Source organism: Roseibium sediminis (assembly GCF_008711325.1).
Classification (GTDB): domain Bacteria; phylum Pseudomonadota; class Alphaproteobacteria; order Rhizobiales; family Stappiaceae; genus Roseibium; species Roseibium sediminis.
Map to the genome: position 1 here is coordinate 153,725 of NZ_VXDB01000006.1, position 20,913 is coordinate 174,637.

Sequence of the window (20,913 nt, forward strand, 5' to 3'; positions counted from 1 at the left end):
AGTATTACGATGCGGCATCCGTAGAGTTACGTAACGGAATTAAGAAAGGGTGAAATCAAATGCAATTAGTGGTTGCCTTGTCTCACTTTGCGCCTTCTGTCCGGATCGTTCTGGCTGAGCCGGTTGTCGTTGCTTTGTCCCAAAAACGGGAAGGTGGTGAAGCGTTCCTGATGACTATGATTGATCATGAGAGCATTTCGCCGAACCGCTAAAACGATTTGATCTCCCGACAGAAGCCTTGGCGCGATAATTCTTCGCTCTTTCGGCGTTTTGGGCCGGACATCCTCTTGTCATTACTGGCGGTTGGTTCTACGGTCCGCCCGCCTTTTTACCCCGTTTCCCATGGAGGACACTATGGGCTTTCTCGCCGACGCATTGGACCGTGTAAAACCCTCTGCGACGATCGCCGTCACCAACAAGGCGCGCGAGTTGAAAGCCGCTGGCCGAGACGTCATTGGTCTTGGAGCCGGTGAGCCGGATTTCGATACCCCGGAAAACATCAAACAGGCCGCGATCGCTGCGATCAATTCCGGCAAGACCAAGTACACGGCTGTTGACGGCATTCCGGAGCTGAAAGAAGCAATCGTTGCCAAGTTCAAGCGGGAAAACGGGCTCACATACGAAACAAACCAGATCACCGTCGGGACCGGCGGCAAGCAGGTGCTCTACAACGCACTGGTTGCTACCTTGAACCCTGGCGATGAGGTCATCATTCCGACCCCTTACTGGGTCAGCTATCCGGATATGGTTTTGATGGCGGGCGGCGTGCCGGTGATCGTTGAAGCTGACAAGTCGACCTTCAAGATCACTGCAGAGAACCTCGAAGCTGCCATTACCTCGCGCACCAAATGGGTGATCTTCAATTCTCCGTCCAACCCGTCGGGTGCTGCCTATACCGAGGCTGAACTCAAGGACCTTACCGATGTCCTGAAGAAGTACGAGCATGTCTGGGTCATGACCGACGACATGTACGAGCATCTGGTCTATGACGGCTTCAAGTTCACCACCCCGGCTCAGGTCGAGCCGGAACTCTATGACCGCACACTGACGGTCAATGGTGTTTCCAAGGCCTATTCCATGACCGGCTGGCGGATCGGCTATGCGGGTGGTCCTGCCAGCCTGATCAAGGCGATGGCCAAGGTGCAGTCCCAGTCGACATCGAACCCGTGCTCCATCGCCCAGTGGGCAGCTGTTGAGGCTCTCAACGGACCGCAGGATTTCATTCCGTCCAACAATGAAGTCTTCAAGTCCCGCCGCGACCTGGTGGTGTCCATGCTCAATCAGGCGTCTGGCCTGTCCTGCCCGGTTCCGGAAGGCGCGTTCTATGTGTTTCCGTCCTGTGCAGGCACGATCGGCAAGACCGCGCCGTCCGGGAACGTCATTCGCAATGACGAGGATTTCGTGACCGAGCTGCTCGAGACCGAAGGCGTTGCTGTTGTGCAGGGCTCTGCGTTTGGCCTTGGTCCGAACTTCCGCATTTCTTATGCGACGTCGACCGAAGCGCTCGAAGAAGCTTGTACCCGCATACAGCGCTTCTGCGGAAACCTGAAATAAGGGTTTTGGGATCGTTCGAATTGGAAAGGGCGGCCTTTTGGTCGCCCTTTGTCTTTTTGCGTTCGTCTATTCGGCTGCCTTAGCGGTGAGCTTTGCAAGCGCGCCCGACATTTTGGCGATACTTGTATGATCCGGCGAGAGCCCGTGGGCTGCCGCGAGGCTTGTCGGGTTGTGATAGATCATCACGGTCCCATCTGGAGACTGAAACGCCGAAACGCGCATGGGCAGGTCCAGACCAGCAGAAGGAGCGTCAATGATGACCGGTGTTCCCAGAGCGGGGTTGCCGAAGATCAGGACTTCATTGTCCGGAATTTCCATACCAACGCTTTTCGCACCTGCCGCATGATTGACACGGGCAAAGACCTTGGCCCCTGCAGCTTCAATTGTGGCGCTCAGATTATCGAGCGTCTGGCTTACCGAATGGGGGCTGTTTACGCGGATGAGGCCGTCTTCCATTGCCATGCTCCAATTGGGGGTAATTGCGGCCAAGAAAACCATCAGGGACAAAAAGATACGGGATTTGGACATGGAATTTCCTGACATGTGTTGAGAGGTGGAACCTGTCAGTCTCATGCCGCAGCGGCAAATCAAGAAATTGTTCGTTTTCGTGTCTTGTGGTGAAGGAGGGGCGCTGTTTTGGCATCGAAGCGAAAGGAGCATTCGTTCTGCAAATTCCCTGTCTTTCGGCAGCTCTCCAGGGCGCGTCATGCTGCGCCGCCGCGCAAGTTTCCCTTGCATTCACGCCCGTTCAGGCGCGACGATGAGCGATCCGCCCCAACGGCGGGCGGGGCGCGGGTGAGGCTGCGTCATCCCGATCCGGCCTTTGCCGCGCTGGTTTTATCAAACCAACGGGAGGCAGAGCATGGCGGACAGACGACAAGGCGGCGCGAATGGCGCCGCAGATACCAAACATGTCGACGGAACGCGAAACACCCGATGCATTGCGCTGGTCGGGCCTTTCGGAAGTGGCAAGACATCTCTTTTGGAAGCTATTTTGGCACGCACGGGAGCGATCCCGCGGCAGGGCAAGATTTCAGACGGAAATACGGTAGGTGATGCGGCGCCCGAGGCGCGTGCCCACGGAATGAGCGTAGAGGCAAATTTCGCCGAGACGGATTATCTCGGTGACCGCTATGCCTTTATTGATTGCCCCGGCTCGGTGGAGTTTCTTGCTGAGATGAACGGGGTTCTGGACGGCGTCGATCTGGCAGTGGTGGTGGCCGAGGATGACGAACGCAAGGTGCCCGCCTTGCAGGTGATCCTGAAAGCGCTGGAAGCCCGCGGAGTTCCGCGGGTTTTGTTTGTGAACAAGATCGACAAGTCGACGCGGGGTCTCAGGGACCTGCTACCGACCTTGCAGCCTGCGTCCAGTGTGCCTCTGGTGCTCCGGCAGATACCCATCTGGGAGGATGGACAAGCGACCGGTTTCATCGATCTTGCCATGGAGCGCGCGCATGTGTTCCACGAGAAGGAGCCAAGCACGCAGATCGACATGTGCGACGCGGACCGCAAGCGGGAACACGAAGCCCGTTTCACGATGCTGGAAACGCTGGCGGATCATGATGATGAACTGATGGAAGCCCTTCTGGAGGATATTGCTCCAGACCCGGAGCTGATCTTTGCCGATCTGGTGCGTGAGCTGCAGGAAGGGTTGATCTGCCCGGTCTTTTTCGGCTCTGCCGAGCATGGCAATGGCATTGGACGCCTCCTGAAAGCGCTGCGTCATGAGACACCGTGGCTTTCAGCGCTGCGGAACCGGCGGCTTGCAGGGGATGAAGAACCGGCCCTTCAGGTGGTGAAGACACTTCACACGCTTCACGGCGGCAAACTGTCCATTGCGCGTGTCCTTGGCGGAACCATTCACGAAGGGGACTGCGTCTACCGAGCAAACGGGGATGAGGCAAAGGCGTCAGGGCTGTTTACCGTCTTTGGGCAGCAAGCCAGCAAGCGGTCAGAGGGCGTTGCCGGGGATCTGGTTGGCATCGGCAAGCTGGACGATGTGCAGACCGGAGAAGTCCTTCGCCTGTCATCATCGGCGACATCGATCAGGGCGGATCTGGAGCCCATATCTCCTGTGTTGTCCATCGCCATAGCTGCAGCCAAGCGTCAGGACGAAGTTCGTCTTTCAACTGCGCTTGCGAAGCTGGTTGAGGAGGACCCGTCCCTTGTCATTCGGCAAAGTCAGGAGACAGCTGAAACCTTGCTGCAAGGGCAGGGGGAAATGCATCTGCGGGTGGCACAGGAACGGCTGTCGGGAAAATATGGCCTGACCTTGAACGTTGCGGATCCGCAGGTTCCTTATCAGGAGACCATCCGGGCCGGGACCACGGTTCGCGGTCGGCACAAGAAGCAGTCGGGTGGACACGGCCAGTTCGGGGATGCGGTGCTCGACATCCAACCCTTGCCGCGCGGCGAGGGCGTCCAGTTCACCGACACGATCACCGGCGGCGTGGTGCCCAAGCAGTATATTCCATCTGTGCGGGACGGCGTGCTGGAGGCGATGAAGACCGGCCCGCTCGGGTTCCCGGTGGTCGACGTATCCGTGACGCTGACGGATGGGTCCTATCACTCCGTCGACAGTTCCGATCAGGCTTTCAAGATGGCGGGCATACTTGCCATCCGTGAGGGGTTGCCGGAGTGCAAGCCGGTCCTGCTGGAACCGGTGCTCAATGTCACGATCAACTGTCCGAGCGATGCGACAGCCAAGGTGAATGCCATCGTGTCGGCGCGGCGAGGGCAGATCCTCGGGTTCGACACGCGTGATGGCTGGGAAGGCTGGGACGAAGTACAGGCGTTGATCCCGGAAGCAGAAATCAGCGATCTCATCGTCGAATTGAGGTCGGCGACGGCTGGCGTTGCCAGCTACACTTCCCGCTTCGACCATATGGCCGAGCTGAGCGGCAAGGTTGCGGAAACGGCCTTGAAGCGGGCGGGTAAACAGGCAGCCTGATACATTTGGGCCGTGAGAAGGGCGGGCTCCGGGAAAATCGGATGCCCGCCTTTTCTGTCATCACCCCGGCGTTACTTGCTTTTGAAGTCCGATTTGCGGTTCCCTTGTGCAACGTAGCTGGAGCTTGAAGATGAACATCTTGAACAGACGTCCCTGGGAACTGAATGAGCGCGATGTGACGCCGGAAGGCGTCTTCTTGAACCGCCGCAAGTTCATGACCGGTCTGGTGGCTGCCGGAACTGCGCTGGGCGCGGGTCTTCACATGTGTCCGGCCTTTGCCGAGGAAGATCCGAGCGCAGGTCTCTATCCGGTGCGAAACAATCCGGCTTTCACTGTTGATGATCGTCCGATGACCGACAAGGACGAGGCCTACACCTACAACAACTTCTATGAATTCGGCTCTCACAAGGAAATCTCGGAGGCGGCTCAGGCCCTGCCAATCCGTCCGTGGACCATTGCCATTGATGGGATGGTTGAACAGCCGCAGACCATCGACATAGATGAGCTTTTGAAGAAGATGCCACTTGAAGAGCGCATCTACCGTCATCGCTGTGTAGAGGCCTGGGCGATGGTCGTGCCGTGGTCTGGTTTCCCACTTGCCGAGTTGGTCAAACTCGCCAAGCCGACATCAGGCGCCAAGTATCTGCGCTTTGAGACGTTCCACAATCCGAGCGTTGCAACCGGTCAGAAGCAGAGCTGGTATCCGTGGCCCTATATCGAGGGGCTCACCATCGAGGAAGCGACCAACGATCTCGCGTTCATGGCAACGGGTGTCTACGGCAAGCCGCTGGCCAAACAATTCGGCGCGCCGCTGCGTCTCGCCGTGCCGTGGAAATACGGCTTCAAGTCCATCAAGTCGATCGTGCGGATTTCCTTCACATCCGAGCGCCCGGTGAGCTTCTGGGAGCAGATCCAGGGCAAGGAATACGGCTTTTGGGCCAATGTGAACCCGTCAGTGCCGCATCCGCGCTGGAGTCAGGCAAGTGAGCGGCTGCTGGGGACCAATCTTCGCCGTAACACCGTGATCTACAACGGGTACGAAGAGCAGGTCGCGCATCTCTACAAGGACATGAAGGGCGAATTGCTGTTCATGTAAAGTCCGGTCGTCCAGATCAGTATAAAATGACGAACAAGAAACCCCGGCTTTTGGCCGGGGTTTTCCGTTTCAGCCCAGTTTCGCATCGCCCCAATCAGGCGTTTGGATGGTAGTAGCGCTCGTCGAGGATCAAGCCATCCTTCCAGGTGGTCACGACAGCCTGGGCTTGCTTCACGTGCTGACCGTCCTTGGTCTTGAATTCCATGGTGGCTTCGTAAAACGTGGTGTCGTCGTTGTTGGAGCCGATCGTATGGGCGGTGTATTGGATGAATTCGGCAACGCCGGATAAAATGTCCTCTTCAACCTTCATGCAATGGGCCTTGCCCTTCTTGGGTTCCTGTCCGATTTCCCGAATCTGAACGTCAGCATGCAAAAAGCGTTCCATGCCTTCAAGGAACTCTCCCTTTTTGAGCATCGCCAGCAGTTCGTTGAGGTTTTTGAGGTTGATGTCTTGCATCCAGCTTCTCCGCAAATTGACGTAAGGTTGCTGGTTGGTAGCCCTTTGGGCGCACCAGCTCCAATTGGTTATGCCTATGGACGGGAAGGGAAGTGTTCCCAAGCCCCGGATCAGGAGCAGCGAGGGAGCTTTCGGATCAGATGATAATGATTTTCCGGTCCGAGGCGGTCCAGCACAGCCTGTAAAAGAACAAAAAAAAGCCGGGTCCAAAGGGACCCGGCAGTCTAAAATCGAAATCACCAAAAATGTGGTGAAATCACCTTCCAGAGGGGAACAGCTGGCAGTCAGGACGTCACTGGGAGGAAGGTGCGACGCCGACTGAACCAACAATAATGCTTATATGCGGTGCACAAGCTGCTGAAACAAGAGGCAATGCTGCAATGCAGCTATGCAATATTAACGGGTCTTAACAAATCTTGCCCCCAAAACGCGGGCCTGCCGCATTTTAGGTCAATAAGCCGCTGATTCCATTGGCAGTTTGCCTATTGGTCAGGCTGCTGCAGTTCATTTTTAAGGCGAGTCTTTGCAGCACGCAATCTGAAATTGCTGAATATGTGGGCAGTCTTGTTGCAGCCATACGTCATGGCAGATTGCTTCCAGTCCTGCTAAAGACCGGAAAAGCCCTAGAACTCCCAGTCCTCGGCGTTGGACAGGAGAAATTCGCGGAAGGCGGTGATGCGAGCCGTGTTTTTCAGTTCCGACGGATAGACAAAATACGTGTCGAAGGAGGGAACCTTTTCCTCCAGATCTGCAAGGATGCGTTCCATATCAGGAGATTGCTCGACGATGTAATCCGGCAGCATGGCGATGCCAACGCCATGTTTCACGGCCCGTTTGATGGCCACGAGATTGTTGATGCGCAGGATCGGGGAGCGAGGGTCTCCCGGATCTCTCCCGGCCGTCTGCAGCCAATTCATGCCGCGCAGGAAAGCGGGGGCCTGTTCGCCAAAAGTGATGATACGGTGGTTGTCCAGATCCTCGATGCTCCTTGGTGTGCCGAACCGCTTGAGGTAATCGGCAGATGCGAAGACATGGAAATGAACCGTGAAGAGCTTTCTCTGGATAAGGTCAGGTTGCGTGGGCTGACGCAGCCTGATGGCCACATCCGCCTCGCGCATGCCGAGGTCCAGCTCGTCATCGTCAAATATCAGCTGCAGTTCGACCTCGGGGTAGAGGTTGATGAAGTCGTTGATGCGGGAGGTCAGCCACGTTGAGCCGAGACCGACTGTGGTCGTGACACGCAGGATGCCGGATGGCTTTTCTTTGCTGTCGGTCAGGCGACCTTGAACGGCCTCCAGCTTCATCAATACATCGCGGGCTGTGCGATACAGCAGTTCTCCCTGCTCGGTCAGCAGCAAGCCGCGCGCATGGCGGTGAAACAGGGGGACGCCGAGATCCTGCTCAAGGGCGCTCACCTGCCGACTGACGGCAGACTGGCTCATGTGCAGGGTGTCGCCGGCATGGGTGAAACTGCCTGCCTGGGCAGCAGCATGAAAGATGCGCAGTTTGTCCCAGTCCATTTCGTCCCCTCGGTCTCTGCCTGTGTGTCAGCTATGCTGGTTATTCAGCTGCTTCAGCCGCTGAATTGCTTTCCAGCTCGGCCAGATATTTCTCGGCTTCCAGAGCTGCCATGCAGCCCATGCCCGCAGCTGTGACCGCCTGACGGTAAATGTCGTCTGTGACATCGCCCGCAGCAAAGACGCCCGGAATGGAGGTCTTCGTAGAGTCAGGAGCCGTTTCGATATAGCCGCCTGCCTTGAGGGGCAGCTGATCGCGGAACAGGTCGACTGCCGGTGCGTGGCCGATGGCGATGAACACGCCGTCGGTTGCGATTTCCTGCGTTTGCCCGGTCTTGGAGTGCTTCAGACGAACGCCGGTGACGGCCTTGGGCATGCCGCCGCCGAGAATTTCATCGACCTGATGGTCCCAGATGATCTCGATCTTCGGATTCTTCTTGAGGCGCTCTTCGAGGATACGCTCGCAGCGCAGCTCGTCGCGGCGGTGAACGAGGGTAACTTTTGAGGCAAGGTTGGCCAGATAAAGTGCCTCTTCAACAGCGGTGTTGCCGCCACCGACCACGACCACTTCCTTGTTGCGATAGAAGAAGCCGTCGCAGGTTGCGCAAGCCGACACACCGGCGCCCATGAAGGCGGTTTCAGACTCAAGGCCAAGCCAGCGGGCCTGTGCGCCGGTTGCAATCACCACAGCGTCAGCAGTGAATACGGTGCCGCTGTCGGATTCAAAACGGAACGGGCGAACGGACAGGTCGGCTTTGGTAATGGTGTCGTAGACCATCTTGGTGCCGACGTTTTCGGCTTGCTTCTGCATCTGCTCCATGAGCCAGGGGCCCATGATCGGATCGGCAAAGCCGGGATAGTTTTCAACGTCCGTGGTGATGGTCAACTGGCCACCGGGCTGGATACCCTGCACAAGGGTTGGCTCAACCATGGCACGGGCCGCATAAATGGCAGCCGTGTAGCCAGCCGGTCCAGAGCCGATAATCAGTAGCTTGGTGTGCTCAGTCGTCATCTTTCTTGCCTTGATCCTGGTCGTTCGGGTTCTGCCCACGACATCTTAGCTGCGTTTGTGCCCGTGTCATGTGACATCACCGATCCCGGTGGTGTGCATATCGTTGTTCGATTTCTGCGGCGATCACCGGTGTTGCATCAATCGGGGTGTACCTATCGGTTATAAGCTGTCCGGGAAATGGGTGCAGGATACCGAGTTTTTCAAGTGTTGCCAGAAAGCGATCAATTTTCCGGTGACCGCCGTTTGGATGGAAAACATGTATCGGCGCGCCGCTGACGGCAGCTTCACCGATCATGTTTGTTGAATCTGCAGTCACGATAACCGCATCGGCCTTTGCCAGAAACTGCCCCAATGGGTTCTCACCTGTTCCATCCCACAAAAAATGACCACCCTTGCCTGCGGTTTTTTGAAGCGCTGTCTCCAGCGGACGCGGGGTTCGTCTTGAGGTGGTAATCATGAAGGATGCACCACCGTTTTCGGCCATTGAACTCAAGCCCTTGTCGAATCGCTTGAAGTCGTCGGTCGTGTATTGGTGGTGGCGACTGTTGCCGCCAACCAGAACCGCAACTCGCGGAGCTGTCAGGGTGTCAATTCTTGGGTCTGGTATGCCGCGTAACTCCTCCAGCCGTTCAACGCTGAAACGGTGAGGCGAGGTCGGAGTGACAAGAACATTGTTGCCGCGCAGCGGGTCGTGATCCTGCACCCATATGAAGTCGGCGATCCCGGTGCCCGCGCGTGGGTCTTTCAGGCAGACTGTGAAGACCGATCCGTTTGAGGCGCGTTTCAAGTGGCGCAAGTATCCGACTGCCCGGCGACCCGATGCTATGGCGATATCGGGAAAGGGCGGTGCCAGAGGGCTGTCGGGAGTGCGGGATGATTCGCGTGGGTCCACAGGTCCATGTGGAAGAAACCAGGAAAAGGGCGCACGCGGAGCGACAATCTTGCTCTCGATTGTTCCGCCAAGAGCGCGGGCTACACCTTCGCACTGCGCCAGATCACCGGCCTTTCCATCGGTAATCAGCCAGATTTTGCGGTCTTTCATGTGAGGAGTCCGGTCTGTGCGAAAATGGGATGACCTATCGTAATGTTTCCGAAATGCGCCGGAAATTGTTATAGTCTTGCACGATCGCGCAAAAAATCATAATCCGACACCTAATGAGAGCCTGCGAGACGGGAATGCCGGACATTCCTGCCTTTGGTGGTGGTGCCAGAGCAAGACTGCCAAGGCAAAAGAACCTAATTCACTGTGACGCGGCCCAAAGGAGACGAATTTGAAAGCGCGGCTAGACGCCATTGATTGGCACATTCTGAAAGAATTGCAACAGGACGGCCGGATGACCAATGTAGAATTGGCCCGGCGTGTTGGAATTTCTGCGCCGCCGTGTCTGCGTCGTGTCCGCGCGCTGGAAGAGGCCGGTCTGGTCAAGGGGTACCGGACAATCCTCGACGAAAAGCAGCTCGGTTATGACGTAACCGCATTTGCGATGGTTGGTCTGCACAGCCAGACCGAAGCTGACCTGCTGGGATTCGAGAAGCAGGTGGCAGGCTGGAAGCTGGTTCGTGAAAGCTACATGTTGTCAGGCGAAGTGGATTTCCTGCTGAAGTGCGTGGCTCCCGACCTGCAAACACTGCAGAATTTCATCATCAGCGAACTGACCGCAGCTCCGAATGTCGACAGTGTCCGAACCGCTCTGACCATTCGCAAGACCAAGGACCTTCCGATCGTTCCGATCGACGAATAGGCTTTGCTCATCCGGCTTTGATGTAAACCTGATGATTGCGCCCGCGGCCAGAAAATGCTGCGGGACGGGCGATCATTACAGGCACCGGCCTTTTCTCAGGATATCGGCTTCAGGCGACGCTTTAAACGGCGGATCAGTCGAATGTCGTTGAGGGCCTTGGCGACCAGTGTGAAGCCAACTGCCAGAAACAGGCACTTGAAGATCGCAACTGCAGGAAGGGGCAAGTCATACACATAGGTGTTGAGGACCGGGTCAATGCCTTCTGCCCCTGTATAGAGACGGTTCTTGACCACGTCCTTGTAACTTGACCCGCTGTCGATCACGCCACTCTTCAGATAGGACAGCCCGTAGACAAGCCCCATCACCACAGCGCTCACGGCGCTGAGGGCGAAGAACATTCGTATGGCGAAGGTGACGGCTCGTTCGTGGCGCAGGACAAGGCGCTTGAAAATGCCCCGTGCTCTGGGAGGGAGGCCAAAAAACTCCCAACCCCTGTAAATCCAGAGAGGGACAGCCAGCACGAAAAACAACAAAATCAGAACACTGAAAACCATCTTCGACCCAAACGCTTGCTCAATTTCCGGTAATCTAACCGGTTTTGAACAAGCGTTAAAGGCGAACTATTACGAACTACACCAGCCGATTAAACGTATTCGACATTGGTAATTTCGTAAGCGCGGGCACCGCCCGGTGCGGCAACTTCCACGCTGTCTCCGATTGTCTTGCCGATAAGGGCACGAGCGATCGGGGAGGAAATGGAGATCTTGTTCTTCTTCACGTCGGCTTCAACTTCGCCGACGATCATGTATTTCTTGTCTTCTTCGGTATCCTCATCAACCAGAGATACCGTCGCACCAAATTTGACCACTTCGCCGGACATCTTGGAAACGTCTATCACCTCGGCCCGGGACAGTTTGTCTTCGAGTTCGGCAATTCGGCCCTCGTTGTGGCTCTGCGCTTCCTTGGCCGCGTGATATTCGGCATTTTCCGACAAGTCACCATGAGCACGTGCTTCGGCAATCGCCTCCACGATGCGCGGGCGCTCGACGGACGTGCGTTGCTTCAATTCATCCTGAAGCATCACATAGCCGGTTGTCGTCATCGGCACTTTTTCCATGGGTCTCAGACCTTCAGGTTATTGGGCCCTCCTTCTCAGGGGCCGCGGAATAAAAAAATAGACCAGCCGGGAAAGGAGCTACCTTTCCCGGCCGGACTTTGCACATTCTAACCCTAGCCGAAGTAAGATTGCAAAGGCTTCACTTCAAGACGCCCGGCCTTGTGCGCAACAATTCCCTTCGCTGCGGCAATGGAACCGGCAAGGGTGGTGTAATATGGCACCTTGTTGACAAGCGCGGCGCGGCGCATGGAACGGCTGTCGGCGATGGCCTGAGCGCCTTCTGTGGTGTTGAGCACCAACTGCACTTCGCCGTTCTTGACCGCATCCACGATGTGCGGACGACCTTCCATGACCTTGTTGATCTTCGAGCAGGCGACACCGTTTTCCTGCAGGAAGGACTGGGTGCCGGAGGTTGCGATGATCTTGAAGCCAGCCTGTTCAAGGCTGCGGACAGCTTCCAGAACAGCCTGCTTGTCGCCGTCGCGCATGGAGACGAAAACGGTGCCGCTTTCCGGAACGCGTGTGCCGCTTGCGATCTGCGACTTTGCAAAGGCGATGCCGAACTTGTTGTCGAGGCCCATGACCTCGCCTGTCGAGCGCATTTCCGGTCCAAGGATCGTATCGACACCCTGGAAGCGGGCAAACGGGAACACGGCTTCCTTGACGGCGATATGGTCGAAGGTCTTTTCGCTCAAGCCAAACGAGGCGAGGCTCTCGCCCGCCATCACGCGGCTCGCGATCTTGGCAATCGGGTCACCGATGGTTTTCGCCACAAACGGGACCGTACGGGAGGCGCGCGGGTTCACTTCCAGAACGTAGATCTCGCCGCCCTTGATGGCATACTGGACGTTCATCAGGCCACCGACCTGCAAGGCGAGGGCAAGGGCCGTCGTCTGGCGCTTGAGTTCCTCGATCATGTCCGGTTGCAGGGAGAAGGGAGGCAGGGAGCAGGCGCTGTCACCGGAGTGAATGCCGGCTTCCTCGATATGTTCCATGATACCGCAGACAAAGACATCCTTGCCGTCGCACAGGGCGTCGACATCAACCTCGATTGCGCCTTCCAGATAGCGGTCGAACAGCAGCGGGTTGGTGCCCAGAACCGTATTGATCTGGCCGGTCTTGTCATTCGGATACTTGGCGCGGACGTCGGCGGGAACGAGCTCGGGCAGCGTGCCGAGCAGATAGGAGTTCAGCTGCTCCTCGTCACGGATGATCTGCATGGCTCGGCCACCCAGAACATACGACGGGCGCACAACGAGCGGCAGGCCAAGCTGGCTGGCAATCAGGCGACCCTGTTCGACGGAATAGGCAATGCCGTTTTCCGGCTGCTTCATGTCGAGCTTGATCAGGAGTTTCTGGAACCGGTCACGGTCTTCGGCAAGGTCGATCATGTCCGGGGATGTTCCAAGGATCGGAACATTGGCCTTGACCAGCGCCTGAGCCAGTTTGAGCGGCGTTTGGCCACCAAATTGGACGATCACGCCGTGCAGGGTGCCATTTTGCTGCTCGACCCGGATGATCTCCAGAACGTCTTCGTCGGTCAGCGGTTCGAAATAGAGACGGTCGGACGTGTCATAATCAGTTGAAACCGTTTCCGGGTTACAGTTGATCATGATGGTCTCGTAGCCGGCATCTTCCAGCGCGAAGGCCGCATGACAGCAGCAATAGTCGAACTCGATGCCCTGGCCGATACGGTTCGGTCCGCCGCCGAGGATGACAACCTTCTTGCGATCAGACGGGTCCGCCTCACATGCAGGGACGCCCATGAACGGTTTTTCATAGGTCGAGTACATGTAGGCTGTCGGAGAGGCGAACTCTGCCGCGCAAGTGTCGATGCGCTTGTAGACCGGATGAACGTCAAGCTGCTTGCGCAGTTTGGCGACATCGGACGCATTTTTTCCGCAAAGCGAGGCAAGGCGCGAGTCGGAGAAGCCCATGCTCTTGAGCATGCGCAGGTTCTGGGTGTCCGTCGGCAGGCCGTTCGCGCGGATCTTTGCTTCCATTGCAACGATCTCGGCAATTTCCTCGAGGAACCACGGGTTGATGCCCGAGGCTTCGTAGATGTCCTTGTTGCTCATGCCCATGCGCATGGCCTGCGCCACATGCAGAATGCGTTCAGGTGTAGGCGTTGCAACAGCGGAGCGAATTGCGTTTTCGTCGTTACCCTGTCCAAGGCCGGCGATTTCGGTTTCATCCAGGCCGGACAACCCGGTTTCCAGACCGCGTAGTGCCTTCTGGAAGCTCTCTGCGAATGTCCGGCCAATGGCCATGACTTCGCCGACCGATTTCATAGCCGTGGTGAGAACCGGATCAGCGCCCGGGAACTTCTCGAATGCGAAGCGGGGGATCTTGGTGACGACATAGTCGATGGACGGCTCGAACGAGGCCGGGGTCGCGCCGCCGGTAATGTCGTTTTCCAGTTCGTCCAGCGTGTAACCAATCGCCAGCTTTGCCGCGATCTTGGCGATCGGGAATCCGGTCGCCTTGGATGCAAGGGCTGACGAGCGCGACACGCGCGGGTTCATTTCGATGACAACAAGGCGACCGCTGTCCGGGTCAACGGCGAACTGGACGTTCGATCCGCCGGTTTCAACGCCAATCTCGCGCAGGACCGCAATCGAGGCGTCCCGCATGATCTGGTATTCCTTGTCAGTCAGGGTCAGAGCCGGTGCAACGGTGATGGAGTCGCCGGTGTGTACGCCCATCGGATCGACGTTCTCGATGGAACAGATGATGATGCAGTTGTCCGCCTTGTCGCGAACGACCTCCATCTCATACTCCTTCCAGCCGAGCAGGCTTTCGTCGATCAGAACCTGACCGACCGGAGAGGCATCGATACCGGAGCGGGCAATGGCCTCGAACTCTTCCCGGTTGTAGGCAACACCGCCGCCTGTGCCGCCAAGGGTGAAGGCAGGGCGGATAATCGCCGGGAGCCCGATCTCGTCCAGGGCGCGCATGGCTTCCAGAAGACCCGCGTTGCGGTCGTAGCCGACGATCTTGCCCTTCTCGTTTCGAATTTCCGGCGAAGAGGCGATGGCCGCGCGTGGATTTTCAAGGCCGATCACGTCCATGGCCGCGCGGAATTTTTCGCGGTCCTCGGCCTTCTCGATCACATCCGCCTTGGCACCGATCATCTGGACGCCGAATTCTTCCAGAACTCCCATGCGCTCCAAATCAAGGGCGCAGTTCAGCGCTGTCTGTCCACCCATCGTCGGCAGCAGCGCGTCAGGGCGCTCCTTTTCGATAATGCGGGCAACGATTTCCGGTGTGATCGGCTCGATATAGGTCGCGTCTGCCAGATCCGGGTCGGTCATGATTGTCGCCGGATTGGAGTTCACGAGAATGATGCGATAGCCCTCTTCTCGCAGCGCCTTGCATGCCTGTGTTCCTGAGTAATCGAACTCACAGGCCTGGCCGATGACGATCGGACCAGCGCCGATGATCAAAATGGAAGAGATATCAGTGCGTTTTGGCATCAGGGCTCGCAGCGGCCGTTTCGGAGTTCAGGCGTGACAGGGCCTGCCGGTCCGGCTCGTTCCAGTTGGGTGACAATGTTGGCTGAGCGCGTCTTATAGGCAAAAGGGACTGGTGTGGGAACCCCGCTATGTCACCAAACTTGGATTTGTTTCAGTTTTTGCGGAAAGCGGGCCGTGAAGGGCGTTATCCGGCGCCCGTTTCCTCTGTGGAATGGGTGGGCGAGCGCCCGTCAAAGTCGCGGATGCCGTTGGAGAGGGCGTAACAGGCCAGGCGGATGGATTTCGGGATTTCCACAGGCCGCCCGTCGCGATTCCCCTTCTCGTAGTACTGGATCATCCGCTTCTTCAGCCCCAGTTGTTCGGCTGCTTCCTTTTGCTTGAGCCCAAGCGCGCGCCGCCATTCTCGGAATTGCTCGGCACTCATGACCGGTTCTTTCTTGGACTTTTTGGTTTCTGCCATGCCACGCAGCTGCCTTGGTTCCGTGTTCTCGGGGTCTTCTTCGTCACTTCCAGTTATGCACAGTAGAAATCCAAACAGGGGAGGTCTGTCAATTCGGGGATGCACTGAGTGCAGTCCAAGTGTTCGTTCGTCGAAGACGCTGAGGAATTCTACCTATTCAAGTTCGGTGTCTCAGGGGGAGGAGAGCAGGAAAATTGATCCGAAGAGAAAATTTTTTGATCGATGTGAATTTTTGCGCTCAGTTCGCAAGGCACATGGAAATCGCCAATGCGAATTGTCTCTGTAGGTGATTCGTTCTGTCGAAAATTTCACTGTTGATTTACGAATGTTAACGGAATACCTGTGCGTCAGTCGAACTAAATTAAAAATTGTATTTTTTGCTTATATACATCCGTATTTTTTACATTGCGAATCTAAGCTTTGGGCTCCGTTGCGTTAGATTTCTCCTATTAGTAAGTATCATTTTTTTCAACTACCAGAGAATGACTATGCCGTATTCCTGATGTATAAATTATCGATAATAAATATATGTAGTACAACTTTAGTTCTTCTGGTTCTTTGCGGTGGTTTTATTGGGTGCTTGTTTTAGATTTTTTAAGGAGACGAACTTAGAAGTGCTCTAGGGAATGCGGGAAATTTTCCGCAGTTTCGCAAAAAAAGCAAAAAAATCTAAAAGAAAGTGCGATTATTAACGCTGGAATAGTAGCAAAGTGACATCTATGTGATGTAAATAGCTTGTGGTGCTTCGCTCCCATCGCGGGAGGGAAGGGCCAAAAGGCAGCGATTTCGGCATGTGGGGCCGGAGGGCAAGGTATTAGGTGGGTTTACCTTCCCGAAGGCGTCGAGGTCGTTGTGAATAACCAAAACGAAAACGATCGGGCAAGAAAATGAATAGTATTGCAACAAAGATGGTGGTGGTTCCGGATATCGCGGGCCCTGTTACCAACGTTACCGAAGACGAGCAGATTCTGGCGATTTCCGAAATGTCGGAACTCTTTGACGTCACTCTGCGCACTCTTCGCTTTTATGAGGAAAAGGGTCTGCTGAACCCGGTGCGCCGTGGAGCTCGCCGCTTCTATGCTCCGAAGGACGTGGCTCGCATGCGGGTGATCCTTCAGGCGAAGAAGATCGGTCTGACCCTTGCCGAGATCCGTCACGTGATCAAGCTGGTTGAGAGCAATGCTCCGAAAGATGCACAGTACACCGAGCTGCGGAATATCTGTGCCAGCCAGCAGGAACTCCTGATGGAACAGAAGGCCGCACTCGACGAGCAGGTCGAAGAGGTCAACGGTATCCTCAGTGCTTTTGAAGAATTGATCGCCAAGCACTGATTTCAGTTCTTGTACCTGCCTTGAAAACCGGCGCCCAGCCATCTGGGCGCCGGTTTTTCATTGTTGGGTGTCCGGTAGATGAAAAAAGGCCGCCCGATGGGCGGCCCTGATGTCAGAGTGATAGATAGACTTTATCAGGATCAGGCTGCAGCGGCCTTTGTGTCCCTCATGAGGTCCGTAAAGCGACGGAACAGGTAATGGCTGTCACGCGGGCCTGGAGACGCTTCCGGGTGGTACTGAACGGAGAAGGCCGGCTTGCTCTTGTGGCGCAGGCCGCAGTTCGATCCGTCAAACAGCGACACGTGCGTTTGTTCCACATCAGAGGGAAGGCTGTCCGCATCCACGGCAAAGCCATGGTTCATGGATGTGATTTCCACCTTGCCCGTCGTGTGATCAAACACGGGATGGTTTGCACCATGGTGGCCCTGATGCATCTTGACGGTCGTTCCGCCAAGGGCAAGCGCCAGCATCTGATGGCCGAGGCAAATGCCGAAGGTCGGGATGCCCTTTTCTACGACGGCCTTGATGGTGCTGAGTGCATATTCGCCGGTTGCTGCCGGATCGCCCGGTCCGTTGGACAGGAATACGCCATCCGGGTTGTGCTTGAGAACATCTTCGGCAGTTGCCGTTGCCGGCAGAACGGTTACATCACATCCAGCGTCCGTCAGAAGGCGGAGAATGTTGCGTTTTACGCCAAAATCCAGCGCGACAACCTTGAAGTCCCGTGGTTCGCCGGTTGAGTAACCTGTGCCCCACTCCCAGGTCTTTTCGTGCCAGGGATGGGCCTGCGTTGTGGAAACGCCCTTGGCAAGGTCCATGCCTTCAAGGCCCGGCCATTCAGCGGCCTTCTTCTTGAGGGCGTCGAGATCGAACTTGCCTTCCGGGTTGTGCACGATCACCGCATTCGGAACGCCCTGTTCGCGAATGAGGGAGGTCAGGGCACGTGTGTCCACGCCGCAGATGGCAACGAGGTTTCTAGCCTTCAGCCATTCGTCCAGATGACGGCTGGCGCGGTAGTTTGCCGGATTGGTGATGTCGGTCGCCAGAACAGCGCCACGGATACCGCTCTCGGCCGCCATGTTGACGGTCTCGATATCTTCGTCGTTCGTTCCTACATTGCCGATATGTGGAAAAGTGAAGGTTATGATTTGTCCGGCATAGGATGGGTCTGTCAGGATTTCCTGGTAGCCGGTCATGGCAGTGTTGAAGCAGACTTCGCCGACCGCTTCGCCTGTTGCGCCAAGGCCGTAACCTTCGATGATACGGCCATCGGCCAGCACAAGAAGGGCGGTCGCCGGTTGCGTGGACCATGCGTCTGCAGTCGTCATGTCTTGTATCCAGGTGTTGTTGGTGCCATCATGCGCTGCAGATAAGGGCAACTTAAACGGAAGAAAGCCGCGCCGAGCTGTCTGCATTAAGCGCGGGACTCTATGGGAAGTATGCAAAATCGTCAACACGGTTCCCTTTAAAAAAATGCTTTCAATTTCAATGACTTGTCTGTAGTGAGCTTTCGGCGCGTTTTTTGCGCGCCCAACTTGGTGCTCCGAATTCGATCGGGCAGGAAATGAGTATGCGCGAAAAAATCACTGCGGCCCTCAAGGCTGCACAGGATGATGAAGACAAACGCCGGATGGCCACGCTGCGCTTGGTGCAGATGGCGATCAAGGACCGGGATGCTGCTGCTCGCGAGAACGGGCGGGACGGTGTTTCCGAAGACGATGTTCTTGAGATCCTGCAGAAAATGGTTCGCCAGCGTGACCAGTCTGCTGCCGAGTTCGAAGAGGCGGGCCAGCTGGACCGTGCAGAACAGGAGCGGTTGGAGCGCAGCATCATCAGCGAGTTCCTGCCGACGCAGATCGATGATGCCGAGATGCGCGCGATTTGCGAGGCCACGCTGCGGGACATCGACGCTCATGGTCTTCGGGATATCGGGCGCTGCATGTCTACGCTCAAGGAAAGATACCCGGGGCAGATGGATTTCGTTCAGGCGTCCTGTCTGGTGAAGGACCTTCTGAAGTCTTCCGCACCTGAGGCTCGGGCCGCAGCAAAGTCCTGACACGAGGCCGATTTCCACAGCCTTTGGGGTTCTGCAAAGAGCCTTGCCCCGGCCCACTTAGCGGCTCGGGAGGGGTGTGTTATTGATGGAAGATCGCAGGGACCGTCTGCTGCCTGCTGAATCCAAACCCTTATGTGGACGCTCTCCACAAGGTTCATGCCGTAATGCGTTTTGATAACCGCCTTCTCGATGAAATCCGTGCCCGGCTCAGTCTGTCCGATATTGTCGGTCGCCGGGTGACGTGGGATCGGCGCAAGACGCAGCCGGGTAAGGGCGATTATTGGGCCTGCTGCCCGTTCCATCAGGAAAAAAGCCCGAGTTTTCACGTCGATGATCGCCGCAACCGCTACAAGTGTTTCGGGTGCGGAGCGTCAGGGGATCATTTTCGATTTCTCACCGATACGGAAGGCCTGAGTTTTCCCGAGGCAGTCGAGCGGCTTGCTAATCAGGCAGGGGTTGCCCTACCTGCTCCCGATCCTCAGGCAGCGCGCCGGGAAAAGAAACGGGCCGGTCTTGCCGAGGTGTGCGAGATGGCGGCCCGGTTCTTCCAGATGGAGTTCTCGGCTCCGCGCGGCGAACAGGCTCGCTCCTATGCGCTTCGGCGTGGCTTTGCTCCCGCGACGCTTGCCGAGTTTCGCTTCGGATATGCTCCTGACAGCCGGGATGCGCTGAAGCGGTACCTTGCGACCCAGGATGTTCCGGAAGAGGTGATGGTAGAAGCCGGCCTCCTCATCAAGCCGGACAATGGCCGCCCGTCCTATGATCGTTTCCGCGGCCGGTTGATGATCCCCATTCAGGACGAGAGGGGGAGGGTTGTTGCCTTTGGCGGGCGAACGCTTGATCCCGATGGCCAGCCGAAATACCTGAACTCCCCCGAGACGCCGCTCTTTCACAAGGGTGTCATGCTCTTCAATGCCCACAGGGCCCGTGAACCGGCCTTTCAGGCTGGGCGTGCGGTTGTGGTGGAAGGGTATCTTGATGCCATAGCCCTGGCTCAGGCAGGGATCACTCACGTGGTTGCAACGCTCGGAACTGCGTTTACGGAAGAACAGGTGCTGCGTCTGTGGAAGTTTGCCGCAGAGCCGGTTGTCTGTTTTGACGGCGATTCTGCGGGCATATCGGCGGCGCACCGGGCGATCGATCGCATCTTCCCGGTTCTCAAGAGCGGTTATTCCTTCCAGTTCTGCTTCCTGCCCGATGGCATGGATCCCGATGACCTCATTCAAAAACAGGGTGTTGCCGGGTTCGAGACACAGGTCGCACAGGCCCAGTCGCTCTTCGATGTGGTCTGGGATCGGGAGGTGTCCGTCGCGCAACTGGATACGCCGGAACGCAAGGCAGCACTGGAAAAGCGGTTCGATGATCTGATCGAGACGATCCGTGATCCAAGGGTCAAGCGGCGTTACCAGCTGGATCTGAAATTTCGGCTGTCGAACCTTTTCTTTGAACAAGCCCGTCAGGGGCGGTCTGGTGGCACCAAGGGTGGTGGCGGACGTTTTGACAAGCCTGCAGCGACCGGACGGGCTCCCTCTCCTGATACACCGCTCTACGGCACGGAACGGCTGGTTTGCGGCCTTGGCGTCAAGTATCCGCAATTTCTGGACCGGCATCTGGAGCGGGTTTCTGCGCTGGAGTTCTCCGAACCGCTCCACCAACGCTTCAACGATGCCATCTGTGCTCTTGTCAGCGATCTTGAACATACGCCGGTCTCCGGCCTTGTGGCGGGACTGGACGAGCCGCTGCGGCAATTGATGAGCGAAGTCGTGGGACTGGGGCAGGTGTCCGATGACGCCCCTGCGTCGCGCCATGGAGCATTCTCTGCCCTTGCCCAGAGGTTTCCGCTTTTAAAGACCCATCCGCCGGAAGATTTCGTTGAGGCCGCTTATCTGCACTTCCTTGATGTTCTTGAGCTCAAGAAGCTGGAGCGCGAACTTGAGCGCGAAATGGAAGCGGCAGAAACGGAACTGGACGAAGCCTCCTGGCAGCGCATGCAAGCGGTGACACAGGATCTGTCGCGGCGGCGGGAGGAATGCGCCCGCGAGGAAGCGGAATTGGCAGAGCGTGCCAAGAAAATCCGCGCAGCTCCGGTTGGCGCGGCACCTGCGCCGGCATCGCCGCAATCGCCCGAGATGCGGACCGGGTGAG

The 20,913-nt window shown here is 56.9% G+C and carries 18 protein-coding genes; 8 read left to right on the plus strand and 10 right to left on the minus strand.

Annotated features, from left to right (window positions below; genetic code table 11):
• Positions 1 to 59: 59 nt before the first annotated feature.
• The gene (locus tag F0155_RS23380) at positions 60 to 212 is read left to right on the plus strand and encodes a hypothetical protein (RefSeq protein ID WP_161599774.1); all 153 of its coding nucleotides are present in this window, start codon (positions 60 to 62) and stop codon (positions 210 to 212) included.
• Positions 213 to 354: 142 nt separating this feature from the next.
• Positions 355 to 1,554 (plus strand): pyridoxal phosphate-dependent aminotransferase, encoded by a 1,200-nt coding sequence (locus F0155_RS07935; protein WP_150523962.1) that lies wholly within the window; start codon positions 355 to 357, stop codon positions 1,552 to 1,554.
• Between the two features lie 66 nt (positions 1,555 to 1,620).
• Here the strand turns inward: F0155_RS07935 and F0155_RS07940 are convergent, their stop codons facing one another.
• The gene (locus F0155_RS07940; protein ID WP_150523963.1) at positions 1,621 to 2,010 is read right to left on the minus strand and encodes a DUF302 domain-containing protein; all 390 of its coding nucleotides are present in this window, start codon (positions 2,008 to 2,010) and stop codon (positions 1,621 to 1,623) included.
• A 406-nt stretch (positions 2,011 to 2,416) separates the two neighbouring features.
• Between F0155_RS07940 and F0155_RS07945 the strand changes: the two genes are divergently transcribed.
• The gene (locus F0155_RS07945; protein ID WP_150523964.1) at positions 2,417 to 4,504 is read left to right on the plus strand and encodes an elongation factor G; all 2,088 of its coding nucleotides are present in this window, start codon (positions 2,417 to 2,419) and stop codon (positions 4,502 to 4,504) included.
• 130 nt (positions 4,505 to 4,634) lie between these two features.
• Complete coding sequence (gene msrP, locus F0155_RS07950; protein ID WP_150523965.1) at positions 4,635 to 5,600, plus strand: protein-methionine-sulfoxide reductase catalytic subunit MsrP; 966 nt, start codon at positions 4,635 to 4,637, stop codon at positions 5,598 to 5,600.
• A gap of 94 nt (positions 5,601 to 5,694) precedes the next feature.
• Here the strand turns inward: msrP and F0155_RS07955 are convergent, their stop codons facing one another.
• The 4 genes from F0155_RS07955 to F0155_RS07970 all read right to left on the minus strand — a co-directional run bounded on the left by F0155_RS07955 (position 5,695) and on the right by F0155_RS07970 (position 9,628).
• Positions 5,695 to 6,057, minus strand: a complete 363-nt coding sequence (locus tag F0155_RS07955) for a hypothetical protein (protein WP_150523966.1) — start codon at positions 6,055 to 6,057, stop codon at positions 5,695 to 5,697.
• A gap of 623 nt (positions 6,058 to 6,680) precedes the next feature.
• The gene (locus F0155_RS07960) at positions 6,681 to 7,577 is read right to left on the minus strand and encodes a LysR family transcriptional regulator (protein WP_150523967.1); all 897 of its coding nucleotides are present in this window, start codon (positions 7,575 to 7,577) and stop codon (positions 6,681 to 6,683) included.
• 40 nt (positions 7,578 to 7,617) lie between these two features.
• The gene (trxB, locus tag F0155_RS07965; protein WP_150523968.1) at positions 7,618 to 8,586 is read right to left on the minus strand and encodes a thioredoxin-disulfide reductase; all 969 of its coding nucleotides are present in this window, start codon (positions 8,584 to 8,586) and stop codon (positions 7,618 to 7,620) included.
• Between the two features lie 76 nt (positions 8,587 to 8,662).
• A complete protein-coding gene (locus tag F0155_RS07970) occupies positions 8,663 to 9,628 on the minus strand; it encodes a mitochondrial fission ELM1 family protein (RefSeq protein ID WP_150523969.1) in 966 nt (321 codons plus the stop codon).
• Positions 9,629 to 9,857: 229 nt separating this feature from the next.
• Here F0155_RS07970 and F0155_RS07975 point away from each other — a divergent pair, with 229 nt between their 5' ends.
• Positions 9,858 to 10,328 (plus strand): Lrp/AsnC family transcriptional regulator, encoded by a 471-nt coding sequence (locus tag F0155_RS07975; protein ID WP_150523970.1) that lies wholly within the window; start codon positions 9,858 to 9,860, stop codon positions 10,326 to 10,328.
• A gap of 95 nt (positions 10,329 to 10,423) precedes the next feature.
• On the opposite strand, the gene F0155_RS07980 is transcribed toward F0155_RS07975, so the two are convergent.
• The 4 genes from F0155_RS07980 to F0155_RS07995 all read right to left on the minus strand — a co-directional run bounded on the left by F0155_RS07980 (position 10,424) and on the right by F0155_RS07995 (position 15,381).
• Positions 10,424 to 10,882, minus strand: coding sequence for a hypothetical protein (locus F0155_RS07980; protein ID WP_150523971.1), 459 nt, complete (start codon positions 10,880 to 10,882; stop codon positions 10,424 to 10,426).
• 89 nt (positions 10,883 to 10,971) lie between these two features.
• Positions 10,972 to 11,445, minus strand: coding sequence for a transcription elongation factor GreA (gene greA, locus F0155_RS07985; protein ID WP_150523972.1), 474 nt, complete (start codon positions 11,443 to 11,445; stop codon positions 10,972 to 10,974).
• A 113-nt stretch (positions 11,446 to 11,558) separates the two neighbouring features.
• Positions 11,559 to 14,921: a carbamoyl-phosphate synthase large subunit gene (carB, locus tag F0155_RS07990; protein WP_150523973.1), complete on the minus strand. Its 3,363-nt coding sequence runs from the start codon at positions 14,919 to 14,921 to the stop codon at positions 11,559 to 11,561.
• A 184-nt stretch (positions 14,922 to 15,105) separates the two neighbouring features.
• A complete protein-coding gene (locus tag F0155_RS07995; RefSeq protein WP_208999182.1) occupies positions 15,106 to 15,381 on the minus strand; it encodes a helix-turn-helix domain-containing protein in 276 nt (91 codons plus the stop codon).
• A gap of 887 nt (positions 15,382 to 16,268) precedes the next feature.
• Between F0155_RS07995 and F0155_RS08000 the strand changes: the two genes are divergently transcribed.
• Positions 16,269 to 16,712 carry a MerR family transcriptional regulator gene (locus tag F0155_RS08000; RefSeq protein ID WP_208999183.1) on the plus strand — a complete coding sequence of 148 codons (444 nt, stop codon included), beginning with the start codon at positions 16,269 to 16,271 and terminating at the stop codon, positions 16,710 to 16,712.
• A 140-nt stretch (positions 16,713 to 16,852) separates the two neighbouring features.
• Here F0155_RS08000 and carA read toward each other — a convergent pair whose 3' ends face one another.
• Entirely contained in the window at positions 16,853 to 18,040 is a 1,188-nt protein-coding gene (gene carA, locus F0155_RS08005) for a glutamine-hydrolyzing carbamoyl-phosphate synthase small subunit (protein WP_150523974.1), read from the minus strand.
• A 242-nt stretch (positions 18,041 to 18,282) separates the two neighbouring features.
• Between carA and F0155_RS08010 the strand changes: the two genes are divergently transcribed.
• Entirely contained in the window at positions 18,283 to 18,768 is a 486-nt protein-coding gene (locus F0155_RS08010) for a GatB/YqeY domain-containing protein (RefSeq protein WP_150523975.1), read from the plus strand.
• 164 nt (positions 18,769 to 18,932) lie between these two features.
• Positions 18,933 to 20,912 carry a DNA primase gene (gene dnaG, locus F0155_RS08015; RefSeq protein WP_150523976.1) on the plus strand — a complete coding sequence of 660 codons (1,980 nt, stop codon included), beginning with the start codon at positions 18,933 to 18,935 and terminating at the stop codon, positions 20,910 to 20,912.
• The last annotated feature ends 1 nt before the right edge of the window (position 20,913 follow it).